24 protein-coding genes are annotated in these 24398 nt (G+C 69.7%); 17 read left to right on the top strand and 7 right to left on the bottom strand.

Annotated elements, in window-relative coordinates; genetic code table 11:
- Positions 1–8: 8 nt before the first annotated feature.
- Positions 9–659, bottom strand: coding sequence for a c-type cytochrome (locus tag ACS5PM_RS30280; RefSeq protein ID WP_439391747.1), 651 nt, complete (start codon positions 657–659; stop codon positions 9–11).
- 277 nt (positions 660–936) lie between these two features.
- Entirely contained in the window at positions 937–2115 is a 1179-nt protein-coding gene (metK, locus tag ACS5PM_RS30285) for a methionine adenosyltransferase (RefSeq protein ID WP_439391749.1), read from the bottom strand.
- Between the two features lie 228 nt (positions 2116–2343).
- Between metK and ACS5PM_RS30290 the strand changes: the two genes are divergently transcribed.
- Positions 2344–3204, top strand: coding sequence for a lysophospholipid acyltransferase family protein (locus tag ACS5PM_RS30290; RefSeq protein WP_439391751.1), 861 nt, complete (start codon positions 2344–2346; stop codon positions 3202–3204).
- A gap of 13 nt (positions 3205–3217) precedes the next feature.
- Positions 3218–4114, top strand: coding sequence for an LpxL/LpxP family acyltransferase (locus tag ACS5PM_RS30295; protein ID WP_439391752.1), 897 nt, complete (start codon positions 3218–3220; stop codon positions 4112–4114).
- 302 nt (positions 4115–4416) lie between these two features.
- On the opposite strand, the gene ACS5PM_RS30300 is transcribed toward ACS5PM_RS30295, so the two are convergent.
- Positions 4417–5061, bottom strand: a complete 645-nt coding sequence (locus tag ACS5PM_RS30300; RefSeq protein WP_439391753.1) for a YdeI/OmpD-associated family protein — start codon at positions 5059–5061, stop codon at positions 4417–4419.
- 68 nt (positions 5062–5129) lie between these two features.
- On the opposite strand from ACS5PM_RS30300, the gene dapF reads away from it, so the two are divergent.
- From dapF to ACS5PM_RS30315, 3 genes are read left to right on the top strand one after another with little or no spacing between them, the layout of a single operon-like run.
- The gene (gene dapF, locus ACS5PM_RS30305) at positions 5130–6017 is read left to right on the top strand and encodes a diaminopimelate epimerase (protein ID WP_439391754.1); all 888 of its coding nucleotides are present in this window, start codon (positions 5130–5132) and stop codon (positions 6015–6017) included.
- Positions 6014–6709, top strand: a complete 696-nt coding sequence (locus ACS5PM_RS30310) for a DUF484 family protein (RefSeq protein WP_439391755.1) — start codon at positions 6014–6016, stop codon at positions 6707–6709. Before dapF ends, ACS5PM_RS30310 begins: the two co-directional genes overlap by 4 nt.
- A 7-nt stretch (positions 6710–6716) precedes the next feature.
- On the top strand, positions 6717–7658 hold the full coding sequence (locus ACS5PM_RS30315; protein WP_439391756.1) for a tyrosine recombinase XerC: 942 nt from the start codon (positions 6717–6719) through the stop codon (positions 7656–7658).
- An 82-nt stretch (positions 7659–7740) separates the two neighbouring features.
- Here the strand turns inward: ACS5PM_RS30315 and ACS5PM_RS30320 are convergent, their stop codons facing one another.
- Entirely contained in the window at positions 7741–8313 is a 573-nt protein-coding gene (locus tag ACS5PM_RS30320) for a hypothetical protein (protein ID WP_439391757.1), read from the bottom strand.
- 149 nt (positions 8314–8462) lie between these two features.
- Between ACS5PM_RS30320 and ACS5PM_RS30325 the strand changes: the two genes are divergently transcribed.
- The 6 genes from ACS5PM_RS30325 (at position 8463) to cfa (ending at position 14734) form a co-directional block, all read left to right on the top strand.
- Positions 8463–9800: a M48 family metallopeptidase gene (locus ACS5PM_RS30325; RefSeq protein ID WP_439391759.1), complete on the top strand. Its 1338-nt coding sequence runs from the start codon at positions 8463–8465 to the stop codon at positions 9798–9800.
- Positions 9801–9936: 136 nt separating this feature from the next.
- Positions 9937–10284: a GntR family transcriptional regulator gene (locus tag ACS5PM_RS30330; RefSeq protein ID WP_439391761.1), complete on the top strand. Its 348-nt coding sequence runs from the start codon at positions 9937–9939 to the stop codon at positions 10282–10284.
- Positions 10285–10379: 95 nt separating this feature from the next.
- Positions 10380–11258 carry an ABC transporter ATP-binding protein gene (locus ACS5PM_RS30335; protein ID WP_439391763.1) on the top strand — a complete coding sequence of 293 codons (879 nt, stop codon included), beginning with the start codon at positions 10380–10382 and terminating at the stop codon, positions 11256–11258.
- Positions 11259–11268: 10 nt separating this feature from the next.
- Positions 11269–12132, top strand: a complete 864-nt coding sequence (locus ACS5PM_RS30340) for a hypothetical protein (protein WP_439391764.1) — start codon at positions 11269–11271, stop codon at positions 12130–12132.
- Between the two features lie 58 nt (positions 12133–12190).
- Positions 12191–13372: a class I SAM-dependent rRNA methyltransferase gene (locus ACS5PM_RS30345; protein ID WP_439391765.1), complete on the top strand. Its 1182-nt coding sequence runs from the start codon at positions 12191–12193 to the stop codon at positions 13370–13372.
- A 153-nt stretch (positions 13373–13525) separates the two neighbouring features.
- Positions 13526–14734 carry a cyclopropane fatty acyl phospholipid synthase gene (cfa, locus tag ACS5PM_RS30350; protein WP_439391767.1) on the top strand — a complete coding sequence of 403 codons (1209 nt, stop codon included), beginning with the start codon at positions 13526–13528 and terminating at the stop codon, positions 14732–14734.
- Positions 14735–14750: 16 nt separating this feature from the next.
- Here the strand turns inward: cfa and ACS5PM_RS30355 are convergent, their stop codons facing one another.
- Positions 14751–16211, bottom strand: coding sequence for a hypothetical protein (locus tag ACS5PM_RS30355; protein ID WP_439391768.1), 1461 nt, complete (start codon positions 16209–16211; stop codon positions 14751–14753).
- The gene (locus tag ACS5PM_RS30360) at positions 16211–17503 is read right to left on the bottom strand and encodes a prohibitin family protein (protein ID WP_439391770.1); all 1293 of its coding nucleotides are present in this window, start codon (positions 17501–17503) and stop codon (positions 16211–16213) included. The genes ACS5PM_RS30355 and ACS5PM_RS30360 overlap by 1 nt, the downstream gene beginning before the upstream one ends.
- Positions 17504–17695: 192 nt before the next feature.
- Here ACS5PM_RS30360 and ACS5PM_RS30365 point away from each other — a divergent pair, with 192 nt between their 5' ends.
- Together ACS5PM_RS30365 and ACS5PM_RS30370 are read left to right on the top strand one after the other, a co-directional pair.
- Positions 17696–18388, top strand: coding sequence for a response regulator transcription factor (locus ACS5PM_RS30365; protein ID WP_439391771.1), 693 nt, complete (start codon positions 17696–17698; stop codon positions 18386–18388).
- Positions 18388–20499 (top strand): sensor histidine kinase, encoded by a 2112-nt coding sequence (locus tag ACS5PM_RS30370; protein ID WP_439391772.1) that lies wholly within the window; start codon positions 18388–18390, stop codon positions 20497–20499. The genes ACS5PM_RS30365 and ACS5PM_RS30370 overlap by 1 nt, the downstream gene beginning before the upstream one ends.
- On the opposite strand, the gene ACS5PM_RS30375 is transcribed toward ACS5PM_RS30370, so the two are convergent.
- A complete protein-coding gene (locus ACS5PM_RS30375) occupies positions 20496–20993 on the bottom strand; it encodes an Lrp/AsnC family transcriptional regulator (protein WP_439391774.1) in 498 nt (165 codons plus the stop codon). The two genes, ACS5PM_RS30370 and ACS5PM_RS30375, sit on opposite strands and share 4 nt — an antisense overlap.
- Before the next feature lie 127 nt (positions 20994–21120).
- On the opposite strand from ACS5PM_RS30375, the gene glmS reads away from it, so the two are divergent.
- From glmS to ACS5PM_RS30395, 4 genes are all read left to right on the top strand, one after another.
- Complete coding sequence (gene glmS / locus ACS5PM_RS30380) at positions 21121–22956, top strand: glutamine--fructose-6-phosphate transaminase (isomerizing) (protein WP_439391775.1); 1836 nt, start codon at positions 21121–21123, stop codon at positions 22954–22956.
- Between the two features lie 80 nt (positions 22957–23036).
- Positions 23037–23432, top strand: a complete 396-nt coding sequence (locus ACS5PM_RS30385) for a YybH family protein (RefSeq protein WP_439391777.1) — start codon at positions 23037–23039, stop codon at positions 23430–23432.
- Between the two features lie 132 nt (positions 23433–23564).
- Positions 23565–23987 (top strand): VOC family protein, encoded by a 423-nt coding sequence (locus tag ACS5PM_RS30390; RefSeq protein WP_439391779.1) that lies wholly within the window; start codon positions 23565–23567, stop codon positions 23985–23987.
- Positions 23988–24090: 103 nt separating this feature from the next.
- On the top strand, positions 24091–24336 hold the full coding sequence (locus tag ACS5PM_RS30395) for a hypothetical protein (protein ID WP_439391781.1): 246 nt from the start codon (positions 24091–24093) through the stop codon (positions 24334–24336).
- Positions 24337–24398: the final 62 nt, after the last annotated feature.

Consider the following 24398-nt stretch of genomic DNA (forward strand, 5'->3'; position numbering starts at 1 on the left):
GCGCCCGCCTACAGCGACTGAAGGTAGGCGGCCACCGCCTTCATCTGCACGGGGCTCATGTGGGCGGCCTCGGCCCTCATCAGCACCCCGTGCGGGCGCAGGCGGCTGCCGAAGCCCTTGAGCTGGGCGTACAGGTAGTCGGCGTGCTGGCCGGCCAGGCGAGGGAAGCCGGCGGCGCCCTCGGCGTGCTCTCCATGGCAGCTGGCGCAGGCACGCACGCCCTTGGCCGGCAGGCCGTTGTCGAAGATGTCGCGTCCGGCGCGCAGCACCGCCGGACTGGCCTTGCCGTGGCCTGCCAGCGGCGTCTGGGCGCTGTAGTAATCGGCCAGCGCCTGGATGGTGTCGTCATCCAGCAGGGCCGAGACCCCCCACATGTAGGCCTGCGTTCCCGCTTCGGACCGTTGCTGGGCGCGGAAGTCCTTCAGCTGGCGGGCCAGGTACATCGGCATCTGCCCGGCGAGTGCCGGATAGGCCGGGTTCTGGCTGCGGCCGCCGTCGCCGTGGCAGGCGGCGCAGACATGGACGGCGCGGCGCGCGAGGTCGCTGCCGTTGGCCATGTCCTGCGCCTTCGCCGGCGTCGCCAGCGCCAGCAGGGCTGCCATGGCGATGGTCGCAATGCGGGCCGGCAGCAGGGTCGGTGAGATAACGCCTGGGTGCATGAGTCCTCCATGGGCAGGGCGCGGCGAGGGGCCGCACGGAGTTGACATGCAAGAAGCAGGGCGCGGAAGGGCCGGGCGGACGTCGGCGTACCGGGCGTTTGACCCTCGTCAAACGGGCGCCGTGTTGGCCCCGTGCGAGAGGCCCCGGGGCGCCGGCCGGTATGTTCACGTGGGCGGCTGCACTGCCCACTGTGTCTCGGGCGCGAGGACAGTGTGTGTCGCCAGGTGGGCAACAAAAAGGGCGCCAGAAGGCGCCCTTGTCGTGACCAGGCTGGCTTCAGCGCCCGATGGCTGCACGCAGCTCGGCCACCTTGTCCGTGCGTTCCCAGCTGAACTCCGGCTCTTCACGCCCGAAGTGTCCATAGGCCGCCGTCTTGGCGTAGATCGGGCGCAGCAGGTCCAGCATCTGGATGATGCCCTTGGGGCGCAGGTCGAAGTGCTCGTTCACCAGGGCGGCGATCTGGTCGTCGGGGATCACGCCAGTGCCCTCGGTGTAGACCGTCACGTTCATCGGGCGCGCCACGCCGATCGCGTAGGCGACCTGGATCTGGCACTGGCGCGCCAGGCCGGCGGCGACGATGTTCTTGGCCACGTAGCGGGCGGCGTAGGCGGCGGAGCGGTCGACCTTGGTGGGATCCTTGCCCGAGAAGGCGCCGCCGCCGTGCGGGCAGGCGCCGCCGTAGGTGTCGACGATGATCTTGCGGCCGGTCAGGCCGCAATCGCCTTGCGGGCCGCCGATGACGAAGCGGCCGGTCGGGTTGATCAGGAACTTGGTGTCCTTGAGCCACTCCTTCGGCAGCACCGGCTTGATGATCTCCTCGATCACGGCCTCGGTGAACTCGGGCTTCATCTTGGCGCCGTCGCTCATCTCCGGCGCGTGCTGGGTGGACAGCACCACGGTGTCGATCGAGTGCGGCTTGCCGTCGACGTAGCGCATCGTCACCTGGCTCTTGGCGTCCGGCCGCAGGAAGGGCAGCCGGCCATCCTTGCGCAGTTGCGCCTGGCGCTCGACGAGCCGGTGGGCGTAGTAGATCGGCGCGGGCATCAGCTCGGGCGTCTCGTCGCAGGCGTAGCCGAACATCAGGCCCTGGTCGCCGGCACCTATGTTCAGGTAGTCGTCGCTCGCACGGTCCACGCCCTGGGCGATGTCGTTGGACTGCTTGTCGTAGGCCACGAGGACGGCGCAGCCCTTGTAGTCGATGCCGTACTCGGTGTTGTCGTAGCCGATGCGCTTGATGGTGTCGCGCGCGACCTGGATGTAGTCGACGTTGGCCTGGGTGGTGATTTCGCCGGCCAGCACGACCAGGCCGGTGTTGCACAGCGTTTCCGCGGCGACGCGCGACAGCGGGTCCTGCGCGAGGATCGCGTCCAGGATGGCGTCGGAGATCTGGTCGGAGACCTTGTCGGGATGGCCCTCCGAGACCGACTCGGAGGTGAAGAGATAATCGTTCGCCACGTTCAATTGCTTCCGGTTGCTGGTCCGAGGAGAAGCCGGGTTCGGCTTGGCGTCGTCCTCACTTGGCAACCTGTCAAGAGCGGCGAACGCTTTAGCGGAATTTGGGCCAGCCATTCTGAACGATCGGCCGGGCGGGCATCGGTTGAAAACCGCCCGCGTCGCCCCGCAAGTTGTCCTGTTAACTCGGCGACAGGCCCGATTGTATAAAAGACTGCCCCACGCTCACCGATGATGCTTCTGCTGCGCTGGCTCTCGCGCTGGCCCCTGGCCTGGCTGCACGCGCTCGGCGCGGTGCTGGGGTGGCTGACCTGGGCCTTGTCGCCGAGCTACCGGCGGCGCCTGGCGGCCAATGCTTCGCTGGCCGGAGTCAGTGCCGCCGAGCGCCGGCGCTCGATAGCCGAAGCCGGCCGCCTGGTGGCCGAGGTGCCGTGGTTGTGGCTCATGCCCGAGGGCGAACGCCTGGGCGGCCGGGTGCGATGGCAGGGCGAGTCGCTGATAGAGGACGCGCTGGCCGCCGGCCGCGGCCTGCTCCTGCTGACGCCGCACCTGGGCAGTTTCGAGGTGGCGGCCCGGGCGGCGGCCGAGCGCTTCGACAAGCCCATCACGGTGCTGTACCGGCCGGCGCGCAAGGCCTTCCTGCGCCGGCTGGAGGAAACGGCCCGGGCGCGGCCGAACATGGCCACGGCGCCGGCCACCCTGGCGGGCGTAAGGCAGATGCTGCGCGCGCTCAGGCGTGGCGAGATGGTGGGTTTGCTGCCCGACCAGGTCCCGCCCGAGGGCCAGGGCGTCTGGGCGCCTTTCTTCGGCCAGCCGGCCTACACGATGACCCTGGCCGTGCGACTGGCGCAGCAGACGGGGGCGGCGATCGGCCTGGCCTGGTGCGAGCGGCTGTCGCACGGCGCCGGCTATTCGATCCACCTGGCTCCGCTGGCCGAGCCGCTGCCGGCCGACCCGGCCGACGAAGTGGAGGCAGCCCGCGTCATCAATGCCTCGATGGAAAAGGCCATCCGCGCGCTGCCCGGCCAGTACCTCTGGGGCTACAACCGCTATAAATCGCCCCGCCGGCTGCGAGCCGGCGAAGCGGCCTGAAGGAGTTCGACGCATGTCCTGGTGGGAGCGCGCTGCGGCGCGCGTGGTGCTGGCGCTGCTGTGGCTGGTGCATTGGTTGCCTTTGTCTGTGCAGGCCGGCCTCGGCCGTGGCGTCGGTGCCCTGCTGTATGGCCTCGCGCGGCGGCGCCGGCGCATCGCCGAGCGCAACCTCGAACTGTGCTTTCCGGCCTGGCCGGCCTCCCGGCGGGCGGCGGTCCTGCGGGATCACTTCGGCTGGCTGGGCCGCAGCCTGGTGGAGCGGGGCCTGCTGTGGTGGGGCTCGGGCGAACGGCTGAGGCGCCTCATCCATGTCGAGGGCGATGTGGATTTCGCCGAGAAGCACGACGGCCCGGTGATGTGGCTGGTGCCGCATTTCATGGGGCTCGACGTGGCGGGGATGGCCTCGCAGCTTTTCCAGCAGCGGCGCGTGGCGTCGATCTACCAACGCCAGAGCAATGCCGTCTTCGACGTGCGCATGCGCGCGGGCCGGCTGCGCTTCGGCAACGCCGAGATTTTTTCGCGCCACGAGAAGGCGCTGCCGCTCGTGCGGGCGATCAAGCGCGGCGCGGTCTTCCTCAACCTGCCGGACATGGACTTCGGCGCCAAGGACGCGGCCTTCGTCCCCTTCTTCGGCGTGCCCGCCGCGACGCTGCTGGCGCCGGCGCGCATGGCCGCGAGCATGGGCCTGGCCGTGCAGCCGGTGATTGCCGAGATGCTGCCCGGCGGCGAGGGCTATCGCGTTCGCTTCCTGCCGGCGTGGCGGGACTTTCCGGGCGCGGACGACGAAGTGGCCGCCACCCGCCGGATCAACGCCTTCATCGAGGGCGAGATCGAGCGCCTGCCGGCCCAGTACCTGTGGGTGCACAGGCGCTTCAAGACGCGGCCCGAGGGCCAGGCGAAGCTGTACTGAGCGGGAACGCCGCCAGGGCCCGGACTGCGCTCAGCCGGCCCCTGGGGGTTCAAGCAAAGTGGCGGAGCCCCTTTGCTTGAGAAGTTTGCAGCTGGAAAGGGGCCCTCGTGTTTCTTCCCTGGGGAGGTGCCCGAGAAACCGGCCGCGGCGGAGAAAACCACCGGGCCGGCCGCGATGACAGCGGATGTGACCCATTGTTCGCCTCGACCCGCCGGCCCGACACTGTCAAACCTGACAGGGTCCCTCCACAAATTGCGCAGGGTGTCCGCCAACGGGCTGGGCGTGACCCGCCCCTGGGGTGCTCAGCAGTTCTCGTACTTCCAGTTCCGCCGCTTGCCTTCTGCCAGCCATTCGAGCGCCTGGGCGAGGCGTCTGGCGCGGGTGTCCTCCCGCTTGGCCTCGACGAGCCAGTCCACGTACTCGCGCTGCTGGCCCGGCGCCAGGGCGTTGAAGTGGGCGGCTGCCGTCGGATGCTGCTGCAGCGCGTCGCGCAGGAACCCGGGCACTTCCACCGGCGGTCTGGGCTCGGTCGAGCGGCGGTGGCTTCGCGGCGGCGCGCCCGAGTCGATCAGGGCGATGGCTTGGCGGACCATGGACTGGAGCCGGGCCGCGGCCGGCAGGTCGGCCGGGCCGGTCAGGCGCCCGAACTGGCCCATGGCCTTGCCGGACTTCGGCGCGGCGGCGAGCTGGTCTCCCTGCCAGAACCCGAAGGTCGCATGCGCCTTGAAAGCCGCCATGCCGGCGAGCAGGCGGCCGCCGTACAGGAAGTACGGCATGCCCCATTTGATGGACTCCACGATGCCCGGATGGGCAGCGTGCACCTGCTCGCGCAAGCTGGCGAGCAGCGGCCGCGCGAAAGGCGCGGCCTTGGCGATGTAGGCGTCGACCCGTGGATCGCGGGTGGCAGGGTCGGTGGTCCGGCGGCTGGCGCTGGCGGCGGCGGGCATGCAGAGGATTGTGGGCACGGCCCGCCGGCCGGCAAGCGGGCCAGCCCCAGCGCCGATAATCCGGCCCCATGCGTGTTCGCTTCACCAAGATGCAGGGCGCGGGCAACGACTTCGTCGTGCTCGACGCCACCTCCGCGCCGTTGCCGCTGGACACCGCCCAGCTGCGGCGCCTGGGCGACCGGCGCTTCGGCGTCGGCGCCGACCAGATCCTCGTCGTCGAGCCCAGCCCGCGCCAGGGCGTGGACTTCCGTTACCGCATCTTCAACGGCGCCAGCGGGGCCGAGGTCGAGAACTGCGGCAACGGCGCCCGCTGCTTCGTGCGCTACGTTCGTTCGCACGGCCTGACCGACCGGGACACGATCCGGGTCGAGACCATGAACAACCTGATGGAGTTGCGCCAGCAGCCCGACGGCCGCGTGACGGTGGACATGAATCGTCCGATCTTCGACCTGGCCCGGGTGCCTTTCGATGCCACCGGCCTGCAGCCGCGAGAGCAAAACGGCTTCGCCCTGTGGCCTCTGGACCTGCCCGACGACCGGCGCGCTCGCCGCTCCTCCGGCACACGCCAGGTCGAGGTGGCCGTGCTGTCCATGGGCAACCCGCACGCGGTGCTGCGGGTCGACAACGTCAACGAGGCCCCGGTGGGCGAACTCGGGCCTTTGATCGAGGTGCATCCGCGCTTCCCGCGCAAGGTCAACGTGGGCTTCATGCAGGTGCAGTCGCGCTCGCGCATCGGCCTGCGGGTGTTCGAGCGGGACGCCGGCGAGACCCTGGCCTGCGGCACCGGATCCTGCGCCGCGGTGGTGGCCGGCATCCGCCTGGGCTGGCTCGACGCCAAGGTCGATGTCGAGACCCGCGGCGGCCTGTTGACCATCGAGTGGGCCGGTGGAGCCGAAGACTCGGTGCTGATGACCGGCCCGGCCGAAACCGTCTTTGAAGGAGAGATCGAGCTGTGACCAACACGACCATCGGCGTGCAAGGCATCACCGAAGACGACATCGCCGCCTACCTGGCGAACACGCCGGGCTTCTTCGAGCGCCACGCCGAGCTGCTGGCGAGCGTCCAGCTGGCCAGCCCGCACGGCGGCCGGGCCGTCTCGCTGCAGGAGCGGCAGATGGACATGCTGCGCGAGCGCATCAAGGGCCTGGAGCGCCGCATCATCGAGATGATCCGCGCCGGCCACGACAACGAGGCGCTGGTGCACAAGATGCATCGCTGGACGCGCGCGGTGATGCTGGCGCGCAGCGCCAGCGTGCTGCCGCAGGTGCTGATCGAGGAGCTCAAGCACGAGTTCATGGTGCCGCTCGCCGCGCTGCGGGTGTGGGGCGTGGCGACGGCGCATACCGGCCTGCCGTGGGCGCAGCCGGTCAGCGAGGACCTCAAGACCTTCACGGCCAGCCTGGCGGGGCCCTTCTGCGGCCTGAACTCGGGCTTCGAGGCCGCGCAATGGCTGGCCGCCGAAGGCACGCCGGCCCAGTCGATCGCCCTGGTGCCGCTGCGCCTGGGCGCGGCCAGCGGCGAGTGCTTCGGCCTGCTGGCCCTGGGATCGCCCGATGCGTTGCGATTCCAGAGCGACATGGGCACCGAGTTCCTGCAGCAGATCGGCGACCTGGCCAGCGCCGCGCTGGCGCGCCTGCTGCACGACTGACGAGCGAATGACCGGCGAAGCGGCCCTGCTTCCCGAGCCGGCCGAGCGCTATCTCGAGCACCTGCGCACCGAGCGCCGTGTCGCCGCTCGCACGCTGGTGCTGTACACCGATGCACTGACGCGCCTGACGAGCGGGGCCGCGTCCTTGTCGCTCCCTTTGCAGGCCCTGCAGCCGCACCACGTGCGCATGTTGATGGCCCGGGCCCACGCGGGCGGCCTCGGTTCACGCAGCCTGTCGCTGCAGTTGTCGGCCTGGCGTGGCTTCTACCGCTGGTGGGGTCGCCAGGGGGGGGTCAAGCTCAATCCGGTGGAGGGCGTCCGGGCGCCGAAGGCCGCCAGGCCGCTGCCGAAGGCGCTGCCCGTCGACCAGGCCGTGGCGCTGGCAGCCCACGCGCCCGAGGCGGGCGACGAGTGCCTGCGCGCGCGGGATCATGCGATCGTCGAGTTGCTCTACGGCAGTGGGCTGCGGGTGGGCGAACTGGTCGGCCTCGACGTGCGGGCCAGTGATTCGTCGGCCGGCTGGGTCGACCTGGCCGATGCCAGCGCCCAGGTGCGCGGAAAGGGCTCGAAGTGGCGCAGCGTGCCGGTGGGCGGGGCATCGCGTGAAGCACTGGCGGCCTGGCTGGCGGTGAGACACGAGGTGGCCTCGGCCGGCGAGCCGGCGCTGTTCGTCAGCCAGCGGGGCACGCGGCTGTCGGCCAGCCAGGTTCGCTCCCGGCTGAAGGCGCTGGCGCTGCAGGCGGGGTTGCCGACTTCGGTGCATCCCCACATGCTTCGCCACAGCTTTGCCTCGCACCTGCTGCAGTCCAGCGGCGACCTGCGCGCGGTGCAGGAGCTGCTGGGCCACGCGAACATCTCCACCACCCAGGTCTACACCCGGCTGGACTTCCAGCACCTGGCCAAGGTGTATGACGCCGCGCATCCGCGGGCGAAGAAGAAGTCCGGCTGAGTTATTAGGGCCCCTACGCCGCCTGCGGCGCCGGTCCCCCAAGGGGATCAGTCGCCTTGGGGCGATTCGGCGGCGACTGGGCCTATTTGCCGCTGATCGAATGCACGAGCGTGATGTGGCTGCCGTTGTCGCCGCCGGCGGCGACGTCGATGGTGATGGACTCGTTCTTCTTGCCGTACACGATGGACAGCTGCAAGCCCTTGTCGTCGCGCGCGGTGTCTATCACCGTCACGCCTTCGCCGCTGCGGCCCTTGAGCTGCTCGCGGTACCACTTGGCCACGTCCTGTGGCGAGGCGCTGCTGTCGAGCTCCAGCGAGGCCATCTGGACCTCGCCGTTGCGGATGCGGGTGCCGCCGTTCTCGGCCGGCTTGGCCCCGGGGTAGAAGGGCAGGCCGAGCTCCTTCTCGTCCAGCTTCGCCGAGCCCATCTCCATCTTGTAGCTCTTGCCTTCCTTGTCGGTGCCTTCGACGGTGGCGCCGCCTTGCGAGAGGTCGACCTTCGCGCTGCCGCCGTCCTTGGTGATCTGCGACTCGATCATCTTCTCGGTCGCCTTCTCCGTGGCCTTCTCGGTGGCGACTTCACCCACCTTGCCGCAGCCGGACAGGGCAAGCGCGGCGATCAGCGTGGCAAGGGCATGGCGGTGCAGCGTGGGCATCGGGTCGGTCTCCTGGGTGGTCGGGCCTGGATTGTCAGACGATCAGGCGGCGCCGCTGGCCAGTGGCGGACCTGAATCTAGGGACGGGCCGGCTCGGGTGGGCGCGGGCAACTTTCCGCACAATCGCGCCGACTTCACGGGAGGATTTCATGCGATCGATCTGGTGCTGTCGAGCGTGGCTGGCGGCCGCCTTGCTCTTGACGGGGGCGACCGGCGCTCAGGCCGCCGAGCCGGCCGCGCCGACGCCGGTTGCCGCGCCGCACTTTCCAGTACGAGCCGTCGACGAGGCCTGGCGTGCCGCCCTGCCCGCAGACCCTGAACAGGCGACGCGCGCGTACCTCGATCGCCTGTCCCCCGAAGCCCGTGCCCGCTCGGATGCCTACTTCGAAGGCGGCTACTGGCTGATCCTGTGGAACACGCTGCTCGGCCTGGCGATAGGCGCCGCATTCCTGTGGACTCGCCCTTCGGCCGCGGTGCGCGACTGGGCGCGCCGCGTCGCGCGGCCGCGTCCCGTGGCTGATGCCCTGTACGGCGCCTTCTACGCGGCCGCCAGCTGGCTTCTCTCCCTGCCCCTCACCGTCTACCAGAACTTTGTGAGAGAACACGCCTACGGCATGGCGACGCAGGATTTCGGCGCGTGGTTCGGCGAACAGCTCATCGCACTGACGGTCTCCGTGATCGTCTCCGCGCTGGTCGTCCCGCTGCTGTATGCGGTGCTCAGGCGCACCGGCCCCCGCTGGTGGATGTGGGGCAGCGGCATCGCCACCGGCGTGGTGGCGCTGGGCATGCTGGTCGGGCCGGTCTGGATCGACCCGCTGTTCAACACCTACAAGCCGGTGGAGGACGGCCCGATCAAGCGCGCCGTGCTGGCCATGGCGCGCGCCGATGGCGTGCCGGCCGACGATGTCTACGAGTTCGATGCGTCGCGCCAGACGACGCGCGTCAGCGCCAACGTCTCCGGCCTGGGCGGCACCGCGGCCATCCGCTTGAACGACAACCTGCTGCGCCGCGCCAGCCCGCCCGAGATCCGCGCGGTGATGGGCCACGAGATCGGTCACTACGCGATGCACCATGCGGTGAAATCGCTCGCGATGCTGGCCATCGTCCTGTTCGTCGGCTTCGGCATCTCGGCCTGGGCGATGCGGCGGTTGCTGGCCCGCTGGGGCGGCCGCTGGCAGCTGCCGGCCGGGCCCGAAGGCGTGGCCGACGTGGGCTCGCTGCCGCTGCTGGCGGCGGTGCTCGGCCTGTACCTGTTCTTCGCGACGCCGGTGCTCAACACCATCATCCGCACGATGGAGGCCGAAGCCGACCTGTGGTCGCTCAACCTCGCCCGCGAGCCGCACGGCCTGGCCGAGTCCATGCTCAAGCTCGCCGAGTACCGCAAGACCGAGCCGGGGCCGATCGAGGAGTTCATCTTCTTCGACCACCCGAGCGCGAAGAGCCGGATCCTGATGGCGATGCGTTGGCGGGAGCAGCGGCTGCCCTGACGACGGCGGTGCGGCGGCCGCAGGCCCCTGCCTGCAGTTCGTCGCCCGATCCTGCAGCCCGTCGCAGCGGCCGGGACAGGCTGCGGATCGCCCTCTACAGTGTCTTACATCACTAAGACACCTAAGGGGTGAGCACATGCCTACCTGGGACGACCGCCAGCCGATCTACCGGCAACTGGCTGACCGCCTGGCCGGCGCCCTGCTCGACGGGGAGCCGCCCGAGGGCGAGCCGATGCCGTCGGTGCGGGCGCTGGCCGCGCAGTACATGCTCAATCCGCTGACCGTCGGCCGCGCCCTGCAGGCCCTGGCCGATGATGGCCTGCTGGACAACCGCCGCGGCCTGGGCCTTTTCGTGCGCCAGGGCGCCCGGGAGCGCCTGCTGGCCCTGGAGCGCCAGCGCTTCCTGGAGCAGGAGTGGCCCATGTTGCGAACGAAGTTGCGGCGCCTGGGGCTGCAGATGGATGAACTGACATGGGAGGCCTGACGGTCCCCGACGCTCCCTTCCGGTCGCTGCCCCCGAGCGGGCTCTTGCAGCAGCCCGGCCAGGCCGGTTCCGCGCAAGACCTTGGAGAAAACGAAATGACGACGAAAGACACTCTTATCCACGCCCAGGGCCTGAGCCTGCACTACGGCAAGAAGCTCGCGCTGGACCAGCTGAACTTCTCGATCGCCAAGGGCCGCGTGGTCGGGCTGCTGGGCCACAACGGCGCCGGCAAGACCTCGCTGATGAAGGCGATGGTCGGCCTGCACGACCACGAGGGACGGCTCGACGTGCTGGGCCTTGAACCGCAGCGCGACCGCGTCAAGCTGCTCAACGAGGTGACCTACATCCCGGACGTGGCGATCCTGCCGCGCTGGGCGACGGTCGAGCAGCTGATCGAGCTGATGACCGGCCTGCACCCGAAGTTCTCCGCCGAACGCGCCCGTACCCTGCTCAAGCGCACCAGCGTGAAGACGACCGACAAGATCAAGACGCTGTCGCGCGGCATGGTGGTGCAGACCCACCTCGCGCTGATCGCGGCCGTCGATGCGCGGCTGATGATCCTCGACGAGCCCACGCTCGGCCTGGACGTGCTCAGCCGCAAGGCCTTCTACGAGATGCTGATCGACGAGTGGTGCGACGGCGAGCGCAGCGTGCTCATCTCCACCCACCAGGTGGAAGAGATCGAAGGCCTGCTGTCGGACGTGATGATGCTCAACGAAGGCAAGCTGGTACTCGACATCCCGCTGGACCAGATCGACGACCGCTTCGTCGCGCTCAGGCACGACCCGCAGGCCGCCGAGGCGATCGCCGCCGCGCATCCGATCCTGCGCTACCGGCAGCAAGGCGAGTCGGCGGCCCTGTTCGACGGCGCGCCGCCAGCCCACGTCGCCTCGTTGGGCCAGCGCATGCGTCCCAGCCTCGTCGACCTGTTCGTCGCGCTGACCCGCGCGCCCGAGATCAACCCCCAGCGCTGAGGACCGAGCCATGCAAACTTTCAAGACCCTGCTCCAGCGCGAATGGATGCAGCATCGCTTCGGCTGGCTGCTGCTGGGCGTCGTGCCCTTCGCCATCATGGTGCCGTTGATGAGCTTCGGCACCATCCAGTTCGGCGACGGTTCGCCCCCGCCCGCGGGCATGGTGACGCTGATCGTCGCCATGGGCTACATCTTCTTCCTGCTCGTGCTGGCCGGCGGAGCGGTGGCGATCCAGGCGCCGGGCCTCGCGCGGCGCGACTGGCAGGACCGCTCCGTCGAGTTCTGGCTGTCACTGCCGGTGGGCCACGCGCAGGCCGTCGGTGCGACGGTGCTGATGCATCTGCTGGTGATGCCCCTGCTGCTGCTGGGCCTGGCCGCCGCCGGCAGTCCCGTGGCGGGCCTGATCGCCGAGGCGCGAGTCCATGGCGTCGCGTCGCTGGCCCAGGTGCCGTGGGCGATCGTCGTCACGGTGTTCGTGGCCGGCATCGCGCGGCTGGCCCTGGGCATCGTCCTGGCGATGCTCTGGCTGTCGCCGCTGCTGCTGGGCGCCATGGCCGCTTCGGCCTGGCTCAAGCGCTGGGGCGTCCCGGCGCTGGCCGCGGTACTCGGCCTGGGCGGGCTGCTGCTGGCCAAGGGCTACGACCAGCCGATCGTGCTTGACGTGATCGGCAACGTGTTCCACAACGCGGCGCGTGCCATGGCGCCCATCAACTTCGACGACAAGGTGGCTCCGACGTTGAATCTGCTGCCCGGCATGCTGGGGCGCGATGCGCTCGATACGCTGGCTGAGCTGGCCCAGCCGCAGTTTGCCGCCGGCCTCGTGGTGGCCGCTGCCTGCTTCGCCCTGCTGGTCTGGCGGCGCGCCAGGGCCTAGGGGCGCCGGCGTAGGCAGGTGAGACGGGCGGGCCCCAGGTCGAGGTGACAATCGCTGCATGAAAGTGATACGCCTGCGAGAAGGCAAGGAACGTTCGCTGTTGCGCCACCACCCGTGGGTGTTCGCCGGCAGCATAGACAAGGGCCACGCGGATGCCGGCGAGACGGTGCGGGTGGAATCCCACGATGGCCGCTTCCTTGCCTGGGCCGCCTACTCCCCCAGCTCCCAGATCCGCGTGCGGGCCTGGACCTTCGACGAGAACGAGCGTGTCGACCACGCCTTCTTCAAGCGCCGCATAGGCGCCGCCGTGGCCCTGCGCCAGCGCCTGAATGTCGAAAGCGATGGCGTGCGCCTGATCCACGGCGAGGCCGACGGCCTGCCCGGCCTGGTGGTCGACCGCTACGGCGACCTGCTGTCGGCCCAGTTCCTGTCGGCCGGCACCGAGCGCTTCAAGAACACCATCGCTGACGTGCTGCTTCAGCTCACCGGCTGCACCCGGCTGTACGAGCGTTCGGACTCTGGCGTTCGCGGGCTCGAGGGCCTCGCGCCGGTCACCGGCTGGCTGCGCGGCGAGGGTGAGACCGAGGTGACGATCCGCGAACACGGCTGGCGGCTGACGCTCGACGTGCACGAAGGCCACAAGACCGGCTTCTACCTCGACCAGCGAGACAACCGCGCACGGCTGGCCGACTGGGTGCGGCGCTTCGGCTGCAAGCGGGTTCTGAACTGCTACAGCTATACCGGCGGCTTCAGCGTGGCCGCGCTGGCCGGCGGGGCCGAAGAGGTCGTCAGCGTCGACTCCTCGGCCCCGGCTCTGCAGCGCGCCCAGGCGCACGTGACCCTGAACGGACACGACCCGGCGCGCCACCAGGCTCTGGACGCCGACGTGAACACCTACCTGCGCGAGGCCCTGCAACGCGGCGAGCGCTTCGATGCCATCGTGCTGGACCCGCCCAAGTTCGCGCCCACGGCGGCCCATGCCGAACGCGCCGCCCGCGCCTACAAGGACATCAACCGACTCGGCCTGAAGCTGCTGGCGCCGGGCGGGCTGCTGCTGACCTTCAGCTGCTCCGGCGGTGTCGGCGCGGAGCTGTTCCACAAGATCGTCGCCGGCGCGGCCATGGATGCGGCGGTCGACGGGCCCATCCTGGCTCGCCTGGAGGGCGCGCCCGACCACCCGACCACGCTGATGTTCCCCGAGGGCGAATACCTCAAGGGCCTCGCCATCCTGAAGCATTAGGTTTCGCATCGGGCCTGCCGTTTGCCGGGGCCTACCCGTCCAGAGGGCCGGCGATTTCTCCTGCGCGCCATCGGCCCATTGGCCGGGGGTCTTGCTGGCTTGCGCCGACTCACGCAAAGTTCACGCACCCCTTTCAGAGGAGTGGCGAGCAGCATGGATGCGGTCAACCTGGCGGGCAACAACACGGGCACCGGAGTGGAGCGGAGCAGGCGGCGAGGGGCCCCTGCACGCGAATGGTTCGAAAGACTGCTGGCGCGGGCCGACATCCGTGTCAACGGCGACCGGCCCTGGGACATGCAGCTGATCGGGCCCGACGTGCCCGAGCGGGTGCTGGGGCAGGGCACGGTCGGACTCGGCGAAAGCTACATGGATGGCGACTGGACGGCCGACCGGCTGGACCAGTTCTTCCACAAGCTTGTGCGCGCCCAGATGACGCTCGGCGACCAGGCGCCCCTCTCGGGCACCCGTCCCCCTGTCTGGCACCTGCTCAAGGCGCGTTGGCTGAACAGGCAGACCCGGCGTCGCGTCTGGGAGGTGGCCCAGCGCCACTACGACCTCGGCAACGACTTCTACGAGGCCATGCTCGACGCCCGCATGACGTACACCTGCGGCTACTGGTCGGCCGGGGCCCGCACCCTCGACGAGGCCCAGGAGGCCAAGCTGGAACTCACCTGCCGCAAGCTGGGCCTGAAGCCCGGCATGCGGGTGCTGGACATCGGCTGCGGCTGGGGCAGCTTCATGAAGTACGCTGCGCAGCGGCATGGGGTGACCTGCGTGGGCGCCACCGTCTCGGCCGAGCAGGTGGCGCTGGGGCGCGAACGCTGCGCCGGCCTGCCGGTCGAATTCATGCTGCAGGACTATCGCGACCTGCCCGGCAAGACCGGGCGCTTCGATCGCATCGTGAGCCTGGGCATGTTCGAGCACGTCGGCCACAAGAACTACGGCGCCTTCATCGATGTGGCCGCGGCGCTGCTCGAGCCCGACGGCCTGTTCCTGCTGCACACCATCGGACGTAACGAGCAAGGCGAAGGCACCGACCCCTGGATAGACAAGTACATCTTTCCCAATGGCGAGCTGCCGACCGTCGCGCGGCTGGGGCGGGCCTGCGAGAAGCGCTTCGTCGTCGAGGACCTGCACAACTTCGGGGCCGACTACGACCGCACGCTGATGAGCTGGCACGCCAACGTCGAGGCGGCGTGGCCGCGCTTCAAGGAGAGGCTGGGCGAGCGCTTCCACCGCATGTGGAGCTACTACCTGCTGTCCTGCGCCGGCGCCTTCCGGGCGCGCGACATCCAGCTGTGGCAGTGGGTGCTCTCGCCCCATGGCGTGCCGGGCGGGTACCGGCGTCCGACGCTGGCCTGAGCCCTGTCCTGGAGCCCTAGCGCAGGCTGACCGTCCCCCGTTTCCAGCCCGCGTCCTGAAACCGCTGGAACGCGGCCAGGATCTGAGGCGTGCTGGCGAACTTGTCCGTCGTGAGCGTGGGCAGGCGGGCGACTTCGAAGCGGCGGCTCCAGCGGCCCTCGGTACGCGACTCGCGGGCCAGCAGCAGCCGGGGATCGGCACCGGTCACGTAACCGGCGTACTCCACGTAGCCCATGTCGGCGCCCAGCGGGTTGCCCGGCGCCGGAGGCAGCACCTCCAGCGTCCAGGTTCGATCGGCCTGCAGGCGGATCACCCACAACTCGCGCCAGGTCGCCAGCGGCTGCACCGCCACGGTGAGCAGGCTGCCGCCCGGGTCGGTGCTGGCCGAGTTGAGCCACACCACGCCCCAGGTGCAGCGGCGCAGCAGCGGCTGGCGGGCATCGTGCTGTGCGTCGACCAGCAACAGGCAGGTCTCGCCGGGTTCGCCGGCCTGCTGGATCAGCGTCGGGCGGCGCGCAATGTCCGGCGTGCCGGTGGGTGCCGGCGCCGCGGCCCAGCGCGAGGCCCCCACGCGGATGGCCGCGTCGTTGTACTCGGCCTGGTCCTCCTCGATGAGCTCACCGGCACGCACGCCCGCGAGCTCGTCCAGCGCGCGTTGGCCCGCTGCCTGGGCACCCTCGCTGCTGCGTGCCTGCGCGAAGGCAAGCGAGGCCCAGACGCCGGCGCGGCGCAGCCGCAACTTGTTCAGGGTCCACTCGGGCAGGACGGCCTGGGCGGCGGGCGACATCTTGTCCAGCACCTCGGCGCGCCAGCGGTCGTGCGCCTCGCGCTCCGCGGGTTTCAGCGTCGGGTCGAGGCAGTCGTGGCGCGTCAGGCCCAGCACGGCGCGAGCCTGCTGTTCGGGCGTGGCTTGCGCCATCGCCAGCACGCGGCGAAAGGCCTCGCCGTCGTAGCACAGCTGCACCGCCCCTTCGCGCTCGAAGCTGGTCCAGCGCACGCCGTAGGCACCAACACCGTCCAGGTGGGCGGAAAGGGCCATGCTCGGCGTGACGGTGTTGTTGCGGCCGGAGGCCCGACGTGCCAGTCGCTCGGCCATGGTGCCGATCGCGTCGAAGGCTTCAGGGCCGATCTCGCGCGCCGGGGCCGCCTTGAGGTAGGCCGCGGCGTAGGCGATGCCCAAGGCCTCGGAGCCCGGCGAGTCCTTCACGAAACGCAGGATGGCGAGCAACTCGGGCGCGTCGGCCTCACGCGCTTCGGTCACGCGCACCTGGCCGGCCTTGACGTAGCCGCCGCGCTCGCGCTGGTGGTCCCAGACCTGCAGATAGCCCAGGCGCTCGCCGCGCACCTCCAGCGCGTTCCCCTGCCAGAGCTGGGCCTGGGCCGGGGCGCTGTCGGCGGGCGAGGCGCGCAGCGAGGTGGCGTCCTGCGTCACGATGGCCAGGCTGGCGAGAGCCGCCAGGGTGGTGGTGGCGATCATCACTGCACCTCGCTGTCTTCGTTGCCGGCGGCGGGCGTGGCGACGTCGGCCTTGGCCTGAGTGCCCAGCAGCGTCGAGCCGATGAAGCCGCCGTCGGCCGGGGGCGGCGCGATGATGACCTGCACCTTGTCCGACAGCTTGTCGGCCAGCGTCTTCTGGATCAGCAGCGGGTGGCGGGTGATGAGCGCACCTTCGCGCGCCATCTGCTCGCTGTTGGCCAGGCCGACCTTCTGCAGCCGGTAGGCCTCGGCGTCCGCCAGCTTCTGCCGCGAGTCCGCCTCGCCCTGGGCCTCGATGCGGCGCGCCTGGGCGCTGGCCTCGGCTGATTTCACGCGGGCTTGCTTGTCGGCCTCGGCTTCGAGCTGGCGCTGCTCGATCTGCTTTTGCTTGAAGGGCAGCACGTGCTTCATCGCCTCTTCCTGGGCGCGGGCGGCGATGAGCTGCTCCTTGGCGGCGGCCTCTGCCTGCTTCTCGCGGCGCACGCCCTCGGCCTGCGCCTCCAGGGCGGTCTGCTCGACCTGCTTCTCCTTCAGCACCAGCGTGAAGCGCATCTTCTCGGCTGCCAGCTCCTCGGCCAGCAGGCGGTCCATGCCGCGGCGGTAGTCCTCCGGGAGATCCACCTTGCCGAGCGTCACGCCCTTGAGCACCAAGCCGTCGGCGGCCAGGCGGGGCTTGAGTTCGGTCTCTATGGCCTGTTGCAGCTCGGCCCGCTTGCTGGAGAAGATCTCGCGCACCGTGTAGCGCGCCATCACCTTGTAGATCACGCCGTTGATCGCCGGCTGCACGATGTCGGCGCCGAGGTCGTTCGGCAGGTTGCCGACCACGGTGGCGACGCGGGCCGGGTCTAGCGCATAGCGCACCGAGAGGTCGACGCCGAGCGACAGGCCTTCGACCGACTGGAAAGGCGATTCGCCATCGGCCTTGAGGCTGGCCACCGGGCGCCAGACCTGGTCGCGCAAGGCAAGCTTGCGCAAGGTGTGCAGCCCGGGGAGCACGAGGGCGCTGCCTTCGCCCAGCTGAGTGGAGCCGCCGGTCAGGCGGTTCGAGCGCACGCCGACTTCGCCGTGCTCGATGCTGGCCAGGGGCGGGTTCTTCCACAGCACCCAGGCGGAGGCGATCGCCAACCCAGTCACCAGCAGCACGGTGCGCGAGGAGTGCAGGGCGCGCGCGGCTTGCGTCGCGCTGCGACGGGCCGTGATGGATGCGGCCCTCGCGATGCGGGTCAGGCGGGTCTTCCAGCCGCGGGCCGGTTCCGGTTCTTCGGGGGTGCTCAGGTCGGTGTCGTCTTGCATGGTGGTCCTCGAGTCTTTCGGGTGTGGCCGTCGCGTTCGTCGCTGCGGCATGCCGGCCATTCTTCGGACTGACCCCAGAGCAAGCGAGAGCGGCGCGCACCCAGTTCGCTCACGCCTGCGGAAGAAAGCTTCACACCGCGCGATCTAGCCGCTCGGGATAATCCCGCCCAGCAGTTCATACGGAGTGGATCGATGTTGAGAGTGGCCGTCATCGAGGACGACCAGCCGACCAGCCAGCAGTTGTGCGGCTGGATAGCGGCGGCGCGTCCCGGGATCCGGATCGACACCTGGTTCACCCGTGACGACGCCGAGGCCGCGCTCGAACGCGAGCGCTACGACCTGGTGGTGCTGGACATCGAGCTCGGCCGCGAGCGCAACGCCGGGGTGGCCATCATCAATGCGATCAACAAGCGCCACGCGGGCACGCCGGTGCTGGTGGTCTCGGCCATGCCGGCGGCCATCTACCGAAGCATCATGAAGGCGCTGGACGCCTGGGACTACCTTCAGAAGACGACCTTCGACGAGGCCGACTTCGTCGAGACCTTCCTCGACATCCTTCGAGCCACGCGAGACAAGGCCGTGCCCGCGGCGCCTGTCACAGCGCGCGAGGAACTGCTGCTGGACCCGCTGCGCCAGGGCGCCGCCATCTGGCGCGGCCAGCGCGTGAACCTGCCGCTCACGGCCCAGCGCATCCTGGCGGCCCTGTACCAGCGGCGAGGCGAGGTGGTGAGCTACGAAGACCTCTACCAGGTCGTCAAGAGCGGCCGCAACCGCGACAACATCCGCAAGCACGTCAGCACCATCCGGGATGCCTTCCGCGAAATAGATCCCCAGTTCGACGGCATCGCCAACGTGCCGATGCGCGGCTTCCGCTGGGCGCCTTGATGGCCTGGCCGAGCCGGCTGCGAGGTGTAGAGGCCCTGCTGCCCACCCGCATCCCCCTGCGGCTGCGGGTGTTCTTCCGCGGTGTGTTCGTGCTGCTGGCGCTGGCCACGGTGGCGCTGGCCGGCTTCGTCCTGCGGGAGGAGAAGGAGCTGGGCCTGCGCGCCTACCGCGAGGGCTTCGGCAAGACCAAGGAGCAGATCGTCTCGCGGCTGAGGCATCCCACCGGGCAGTTGGCGTTGCTGAACCCGGACGCCCGGCGCGGCGCCGTCACGCCGCTGCATCCGGTGGTGCTGCCCTTCTCGGCGATCGACTTCGACGACAAGGCCAAGGTGCAACAGGCGGTCGAGATGGCCGGCTGCGGCGTGCAGTACGGCGACGGCTCGACGCTGTGCGTGGCCATCGGCAGCAACCCCCTGGCCGGCGGCTTCATCTACGCGGTCGGCGGTTTCGCCACGGGCGAGCTGGTGCCCAAGCCGCCAGGCGTGCGGGATCTGGGCATCGCGCACCGCATTCGGGTGGAGGTGACGATGCGCGGACAGTCCTGGCGCTGGCTTGCACCCTATGAAGGCGCGGCTGATGCGAGCGGCGCCCAGCGGGGCCGCCTGACCGGCTTCGCCGAAGAGGCCGACGGCACGCTGGCGCTCAAGCCGGTGCGCGACTTCCGCGGCTGGCTCTGGCAGGACGCGCGATGCGTCGACGGGCAGACCGGCGAAGACTGTCCGCGCCGCGCCTTCTATTCGGTCCGGCTGCCTATAGAGCTCTTTCGAGACGAGTTGCAGCTGCGTCGCCACGAGATCGTCTGGCCACCGGCGGATCTCGGCCGCATCCTCGTGCACCTGCAGGTGCTGGCGCCCAGCGGCGCGACGCTGTTCGACAGCAACCAGCCCGATGCGACGCCGCCCTTCGGCCTGCCCGACCTGCAACCGCTGCTCTTGCCCGGCGAAACGCTGCGCCTGTCGAAAGCGAGCGCCCAAGGCGACACCGAGCTCGCTCTGATGCAGGGCGGAGAGCCGGCCGACGCGCCGGCGCCCTCGGCGTGGGACCGTTTCACCGCCCACCTCATCCGCCGCCTGCCGGTGGACGGCTACGAGCAGCCGCTGGTGGCGCAGGACACGATCGCCACGCCGCTGGGCCGCTACGAGCTCACGCTGACCGGCGACGTGCGCAGCGTCAATCGAACCCTCGGCCGCGTGGCGGCGCGCGTCGGCTGGATCGTGGTCGCCATGCTGGCCGCCATCGTGCTCGCGTGGGCCGCGATCGAGCTGCGCATCGTGCGGCGCATCACGCTGCTGACGCGCCGCGCCGCGGCGGTCCGGCGCGGCGTGCAGAGCTTGAAGGGCGGGCTCGAGGATGAGGTCCGGCTCGACGTGACCGACCTGCGTGGCGGCGACGAGCTGGGCCTGCTGGCCGGCACGCTGGCCGAGCTGCTCGAGCGGGTCAATGACGACGTGCGGCGCGAGCAGATCCGCACCGCGCAGGAGCGCGAACAGTGGCACGCCGTGGGCCACGAGATCATGTCGCCGCTTCAAAGCCTGCTGGCCTTGCACTCCGACGAGGGCGATTCGAGCCACCGCTATCTGCGCCGCATGCAGCAGGCGGTGCGTGTGCTCTACGGCCAGGCCTCGCCCACCGAGGCCTTCGAGGCGACGACCCTGCCGGTGCAGGCGCTGGACGTCGACGAGTTCCTGCGACACGTGGCCGACAACGCGCCGCATGCCGGCATTGCCGAGGTGCGCTATGCGAGCGCTGACGTACCCTGCCTGGTGCGCGGCGACGCCTATGCGCTGGAAGACGTGGTGACCCACGTGTTGCGAAACGCCGATCGCTACCGCCCACCAGGAACGGCGATCGAGATCGGCCTCGCGCACGAAGAGGGCGGCGTTGCCGTCACGATCCACAACCAGGGCGACCCGATCCCCGAGGCGCTGATCGGCCGCATCTTCGAGTACGGCGTTTCCGACGCGGCCGGCGAGGCGGGGGCCGACCCCGCCCATCGCGGCCAGGGCTTGTTCGTGGCGCGCACCTACATGGCCAAGATGGGCGGCACGATCGAGGCTCGCAACGAGGTGGCGGGCGGCGTGAGCTTCGTGCTCAGAATGGCGCGAGCCTAGCTGGCGAGTTCAGGGCCCTGCACCCGCGGTTCGAACTTGGCCCGCTTGAGCGCAAAGAAGGTCTTCACGTTGCGCACGTTCGCGTCCTGCGTGAACAGCCGCTGCGTGAGCGCGTGGAAGGCCGGCATGTCGGGGGCCCAGGCGACGAGCACGAAGTCCGGGCCGGGCGAAACCCGCCAGCACTGCTGAACCGCCGGGTCCGGGACGGCCCGCGCCTCGAAGGCCGCCTGGTGCTCGTCGCCCTGGCGATCGAGCGTGATTTCGCAGATGGCGGATAGGCCGCGGCCGGCCAGGCGAGGGGCGAGAAGGGCGGTGAAGCGCTCGATCACGCGGGCCTCTCTCAGGCGCTTGACCCGGCGCAGCGCGGTCGCGGGCGAGACCTGGGCCGCCTCGGCCAGCGCGTGGTTCGTGAGGCTGGCGTCGGCTTGAAGGAGGTCCAGCAGGCGCCAGTCCAGGGCATCTAACGCGATTGAATCATCCAATTTTGCAGGCATGGAGAAAGATTACTTCATTCTGTCAGTGTGGAGAATGAATATTGCAGATTGGGCAAATATTTGGAAGCATTGTTCTGTTCCCCAAGCCTACGATCCCGGCATTCCCCCCACGAACGAGCAAGACATCATGTGCGGCATCGTCGGCGCGGTCAGCGCCCAGAACATCGTCCCCATCCTGGTCCAGGGCCTGCAGCGGCTGGAGTACCGCGGCTACGACTCCTGCGGCGTGGCGGTCCATCAGGATGGCGCGCTGCGCCGTAGCCGTTCCACCGCGCGGGTGGCCGACCTGCTGGCGCAGGTCGAGCATGACCACGTGGCCAGCGGCACCGGCATCGCTCACACGCGCTGGGCCACGCATGGCGCGCCGGCGGTTCACAACGCCCATCCGCACTTCTCGCGCGAGCGCATTGGCCTGGTCCACAACGGCATCATCGAGAACCATGACGATCTGCGCGACGAACTGAAGGCCAGGGGCTACGTCTTCGAGAGCCAGACCGACACCGAGGTCATCGCCCACCTGGTCGACCACCACTACGAAGGCGACCTGTTCGAGGCGGTGCAGCGCACGGTGCAGCGCCTCAAGGGCGCCTACGCGATCGCCGTGTTCTGCCGCGACGAGCCGCAACGCGTCGTCGGGGCTCGCGAGGGCTCGCCCCTGGTGCTCGGGGTCGACGAGGCCAGCGGCGCGCGCTACCTCGCCTCCGACGCGATGGCCCTGGCCGGCGTGACCGACCGCATCGCTTATCTCGAGGAAGGCGACGTGGTCGACCTGCAGCTCGGCAAGCACTGGGTCGCCGCGCGAGACGAACGGGGTCAGTTCCGCCCGGTGACGCGGGAGGTGAAGACGGTGCAGGTGGCCAGCGGCGCCGCGGAACTGGGCCCTTACCGGCACTACATGCAGAAGGAGATCTTCGAGCAGCCGCGCGCCGTGGCCGACACGCTCGAAGGCGTGCAGGGCATCACCCCGGAGCTTTTCGGCGATGGTGCCTATGGCGTCTTCAAGGACGTGGATCGCGTGCTCATCCTGGCCTGCGGCACCAGCTACTACGCCGGCTCGACGGCCAAGTACTGGCTGGAGAGCATCGCCAAGATCCGGACCGAGGTCGAGATCGCCAGCGAATACCGCTACCGCGAGAGCGTGCCCGACCCGCGCACCCTGGTGGTCACCATCAGCCAAAGCGGGGAGACGGCCGACACGCTGGCGGCGCTCAAGCACGCGCGCTCCCTCGGCATGCAGCACACGCTGACCATCTGCAACGTGGCCACCAGCGCGATGGTGCGCGAATGCTCGCTGGCCTACATCACTCGCGCCGGCGTGGAAGTGGGGGTGGCCAGCACCAAGGCCTTCACCACCCAGCTGGCGGCTCTCTTCCTGCTCACGCTCGCGCTCGCCCAGGTGCGGGGCCACCTCAGCGAAGAGCAGGAGGCCGCGCACCTCAAGGCCATGCGCCACCTGCCCGTGGCGCTGCAGGCGGTGCTCGCGCTGGAGCCGCAGGTCATCGGCTGGGCCGACGCCTTTGCCCGCAAGGACAACGCGCTCTTCCTCGGCCGCGGGCTGCACTACCCGATCGCGCTCGAAGGCGCCCTGAAGCTCAAGGAGATCAGCTACATCCACGCCGAGGCCTACCCGGCGGGCGAGCTCAAGCACGGCCCGCTGGCCCTGGTGACGGCCGAGATGCCGGTCGTCACCGTGGCGCCGAACGACACCCTGCTCGAGAAGCTCAAGAGCAACCTGCAGGAAGTGCGCGCCCGCCGCGGCGAACTCTTCGTCTTCGCCGATGCCGACACCAGGATCGAACCCGGCGAAGGCATCCACGTCATCCGCATGCCCGAGCACTACGGCCCTCTGTCACCCATCCTTCACGTGGTGCCGCTGCAGCTGCTGGCCTATCACACGGCTTGTGCGCGGGGGACGGATGTGGACAAGCCGCGCAACCTGGCAAAGAGCGTGACGGTGGAGTGAGGGGCGGCAGCCTTCATTCATCAACCAGCGCCTGCGATGGAAACTTGGATCCCGACCAACGCCATCCCAGGAGATTTGATTTGGACGCCCAGGAAGCCGAGATCCGCGAGCTGATCGCCGACGCGCAGAGGTACCAGTTCGACGTCGCCGAGCTGATGAAGCTGCATGACGACGATGCGGTCGTCGTCAACATGGCCGGCCGCCGGCTGTTCGGCAGGAAGGCCTTCCAGGAGGCGATGGAGCAGGCGCTGTCATCGGCTCTGCAGCATGTGCCCACCGTCACCGAGATCGATCGGGTGCACTTCGTGGCGCCCGGTTGTGCCGTGGTCTCGTGCACCAAGACCGTCCACGACCACCGGCTGGAGGCCGACCGGACAGCGTTGCCGGGCAGCGTGGGCCTGATGACCTACGTCCTCGTGCGCAAGCTCGACCGCTGGGTCATCGCCTCGGCGCAGACCACCCCGCTGGCGCGCTAGCTTGCCGAGCGGACCGCCGCGGCCTTGGTGATGCGCATGGCCCGCTGGATTGTCGAATCGGGCCCCACTCGTTCGTCGTCCGGTTGAAACGTCCCGCCCGGGGCGCCGCCCTCCGCCAACCAAGGAAACCCCATGACCAAGATGATCTTCGTGAGCCTGCCCGTCACCGACCTCGCGGCCTCGATCGTCTTCTACCAGGCGCTGGGATTCCAGCGAAACCCGCAGTTCAGCGACGACTCGTCCGCCTGCATGGTGTGGAGCGAGGCGATCTACGCGATGCTGCTCACGCACGCCAAATGGCGCACCTTCACCGATCGGCCGCTTCCGCCGCCCGGGGCCACTTCGGTGATGCTGTCGCTGTCCATGGACAGCCGCGAGGCTGTCGATGCGATGAACCGCGCCGCAGCAGACCACGGGGGCCAGGCCGATGTGAATCCTGTGCAGGAGCTGGGCTTCATGTACAGCCGCGACCTCGCCGACCCCGACGGGCACCTGTGGGGACCGTTCTGGATGGATCCCGCGGCAATCCCGCCCTCGGACGCCAAGGCGGGATGAAGTGGTTCCGGGTGACGCCTTCCTACAGTCTCTTGCCCAGGGGGCCTACATCGCATGCGGGTGAGCGGCCGTAGGCTGTGATGGCCATCACCGGAGATTCGCCATGACCACACCCCAGTCGCCCGCCAGCCCCAAGGACCAGCGTGAGGCGTTGCTCGATTCGCAGCGTCGCGCCAACGAGGGCCAGCCCCGCAACTTCAAGGAAGACGCGCTTGCCGACAAGGTGATCACCGTCGAGCCGGACGGCACGGGGCCGACGCCCACGGGAACGTTCGACGCCGACGCGGACCAGGCGCTGGGCTCAGGCAACGATGAGGGGCTGCCCCAAGGCAAGCCTGGTCAGCCCTGAGCGGCGCGCAAACGCATCCGCCCCCACCTCGCCGGCGGACCGCGACAGCGGTTCGGGCGGCG

The sequence above is a fragment of the Ideonella flava genome, assembly GCF_051857595.1.
GTDB lineage: Bacteria > Pseudomonadota > Gammaproteobacteria > Burkholderiales > Burkholderiaceae_C > Ideonella.

What these genes read in the sequence shown, in the direction of transcription:
- ACS5PM_RS30280 (WP_439391747.1), bottom strand. Translation starts at nt 659, where the DNA reads ATGCACCCAGGCGTTATCTCACCGACCCTGCTGCCGGCCCGCATTGCG.
- ACS5PM_RS30290 (WP_439391751.1), top strand. Translation starts at nt 2,344, where the DNA reads ATGATGCTTCTGCTGCGCTGGCTCTCGCGCTGGCCCCTGGCCTGGCTG.
- ACS5PM_RS30295 (WP_439391752.1), top strand. Translation starts at nt 3,218, where the DNA reads ATGTCCTGGTGGGAGCGCGCTGCGGCGCGCGTGGTGCTGGCGCTGCTG.
- ACS5PM_RS30300 (WP_439391753.1), bottom strand. Translation starts at nt 5,061, where the DNA reads ATGCCCGCCGCCGCCAGCGCCAGCCGCCGGACCACCGACCCTGCCACC.
- dapF (WP_439391754.1), top strand. Translation starts at nt 5,130, where the DNA reads ATGCGTGTTCGCTTCACCAAGATGCAGGGCGCGGGCAACGACTTCGTC.
- ACS5PM_RS30315 (WP_439391756.1), top strand. Translation starts at nt 6,717, where the DNA reads ATGACCGGCGAAGCGGCCCTGCTTCCCGAGCCGGCCGAGCGCTATCTC.
- ACS5PM_RS30320 (WP_439391757.1), bottom strand. Translation starts at nt 8,313, where the DNA reads ATGCCCACGCTGCACCGCCATGCCCTTGCCACGCTGATCGCCGCGCTT.
- ACS5PM_RS30325 (WP_439391759.1), top strand. Translation starts at nt 8,463, where the DNA reads ATGCGATCGATCTGGTGCTGTCGAGCGTGGCTGGCGGCCGCCTTGCTC.
- ACS5PM_RS30330 (WP_439391761.1), top strand. Translation starts at nt 9,937, where the DNA reads ATGCCTACCTGGGACGACCGCCAGCCGATCTACCGGCAACTGGCTGAC.
- ACS5PM_RS30335 (WP_439391763.1), top strand. Translation starts at nt 10,380, where the DNA reads ATGACGACGAAAGACACTCTTATCCACGCCCAGGGCCTGAGCCTGCAC.
- ACS5PM_RS30340 (WP_439391764.1), top strand. Translation starts at nt 11,269, where the DNA reads ATGCAAACTTTCAAGACCCTGCTCCAGCGCGAATGGATGCAGCATCGC.
- ACS5PM_RS30345 (WP_439391765.1), top strand. Translation starts at nt 12,191, where the DNA reads ATGAAAGTGATACGCCTGCGAGAAGGCAAGGAACGTTCGCTGTTGCGC.
- cfa (WP_439391767.1), top strand. Translation starts at nt 13,526, where the DNA reads ATGGATGCGGTCAACCTGGCGGGCAACAACACGGGCACCGGAGTGGAG.
- ACS5PM_RS30355 (WP_439391768.1), bottom strand. Translation starts at nt 16,211, where the DNA reads ATGATCGCCACCACCACCCTGGCGGCTCTCGCCAGCCTGGCCATCGTG.
- ACS5PM_RS30360 (WP_439391770.1), bottom strand. Translation starts at nt 17,503, where the DNA reads ATGCAAGACGACACCGACCTGAGCACCCCCGAAGAACCGGAACCGGCC.
- ACS5PM_RS30365 (WP_439391771.1), top strand. Translation starts at nt 17,696, where the DNA reads ATGTTGAGAGTGGCCGTCATCGAGGACGACCAGCCGACCAGCCAGCAG.
- ACS5PM_RS30370 (WP_439391772.1), top strand. Translation starts at nt 18,388, where the DNA reads ATGGCCTGGCCGAGCCGGCTGCGAGGTGTAGAGGCCCTGCTGCCCACC.
- ACS5PM_RS30375 (WP_439391774.1), bottom strand. Translation starts at nt 20,993, where the DNA reads ATGCCTGCAAAATTGGATGATTCAATCGCGTTAGATGCCCTGGACTGG.
- glmS (WP_439391775.1), top strand. Translation starts at nt 21,121, where the DNA reads ATGTGCGGCATCGTCGGCGCGGTCAGCGCCCAGAACATCGTCCCCATC.
- ACS5PM_RS30390 (WP_439391779.1), top strand. Translation starts at nt 23,565, where the DNA reads ATGACCAAGATGATCTTCGTGAGCCTGCCCGTCACCGACCTCGCGGCC.
- ACS5PM_RS30395 (WP_439391781.1), top strand. Translation starts at nt 24,091, where the DNA reads ATGACCACACCCCAGTCGCCCGCCAGCCCCAAGGACCAGCGTGAGGCG.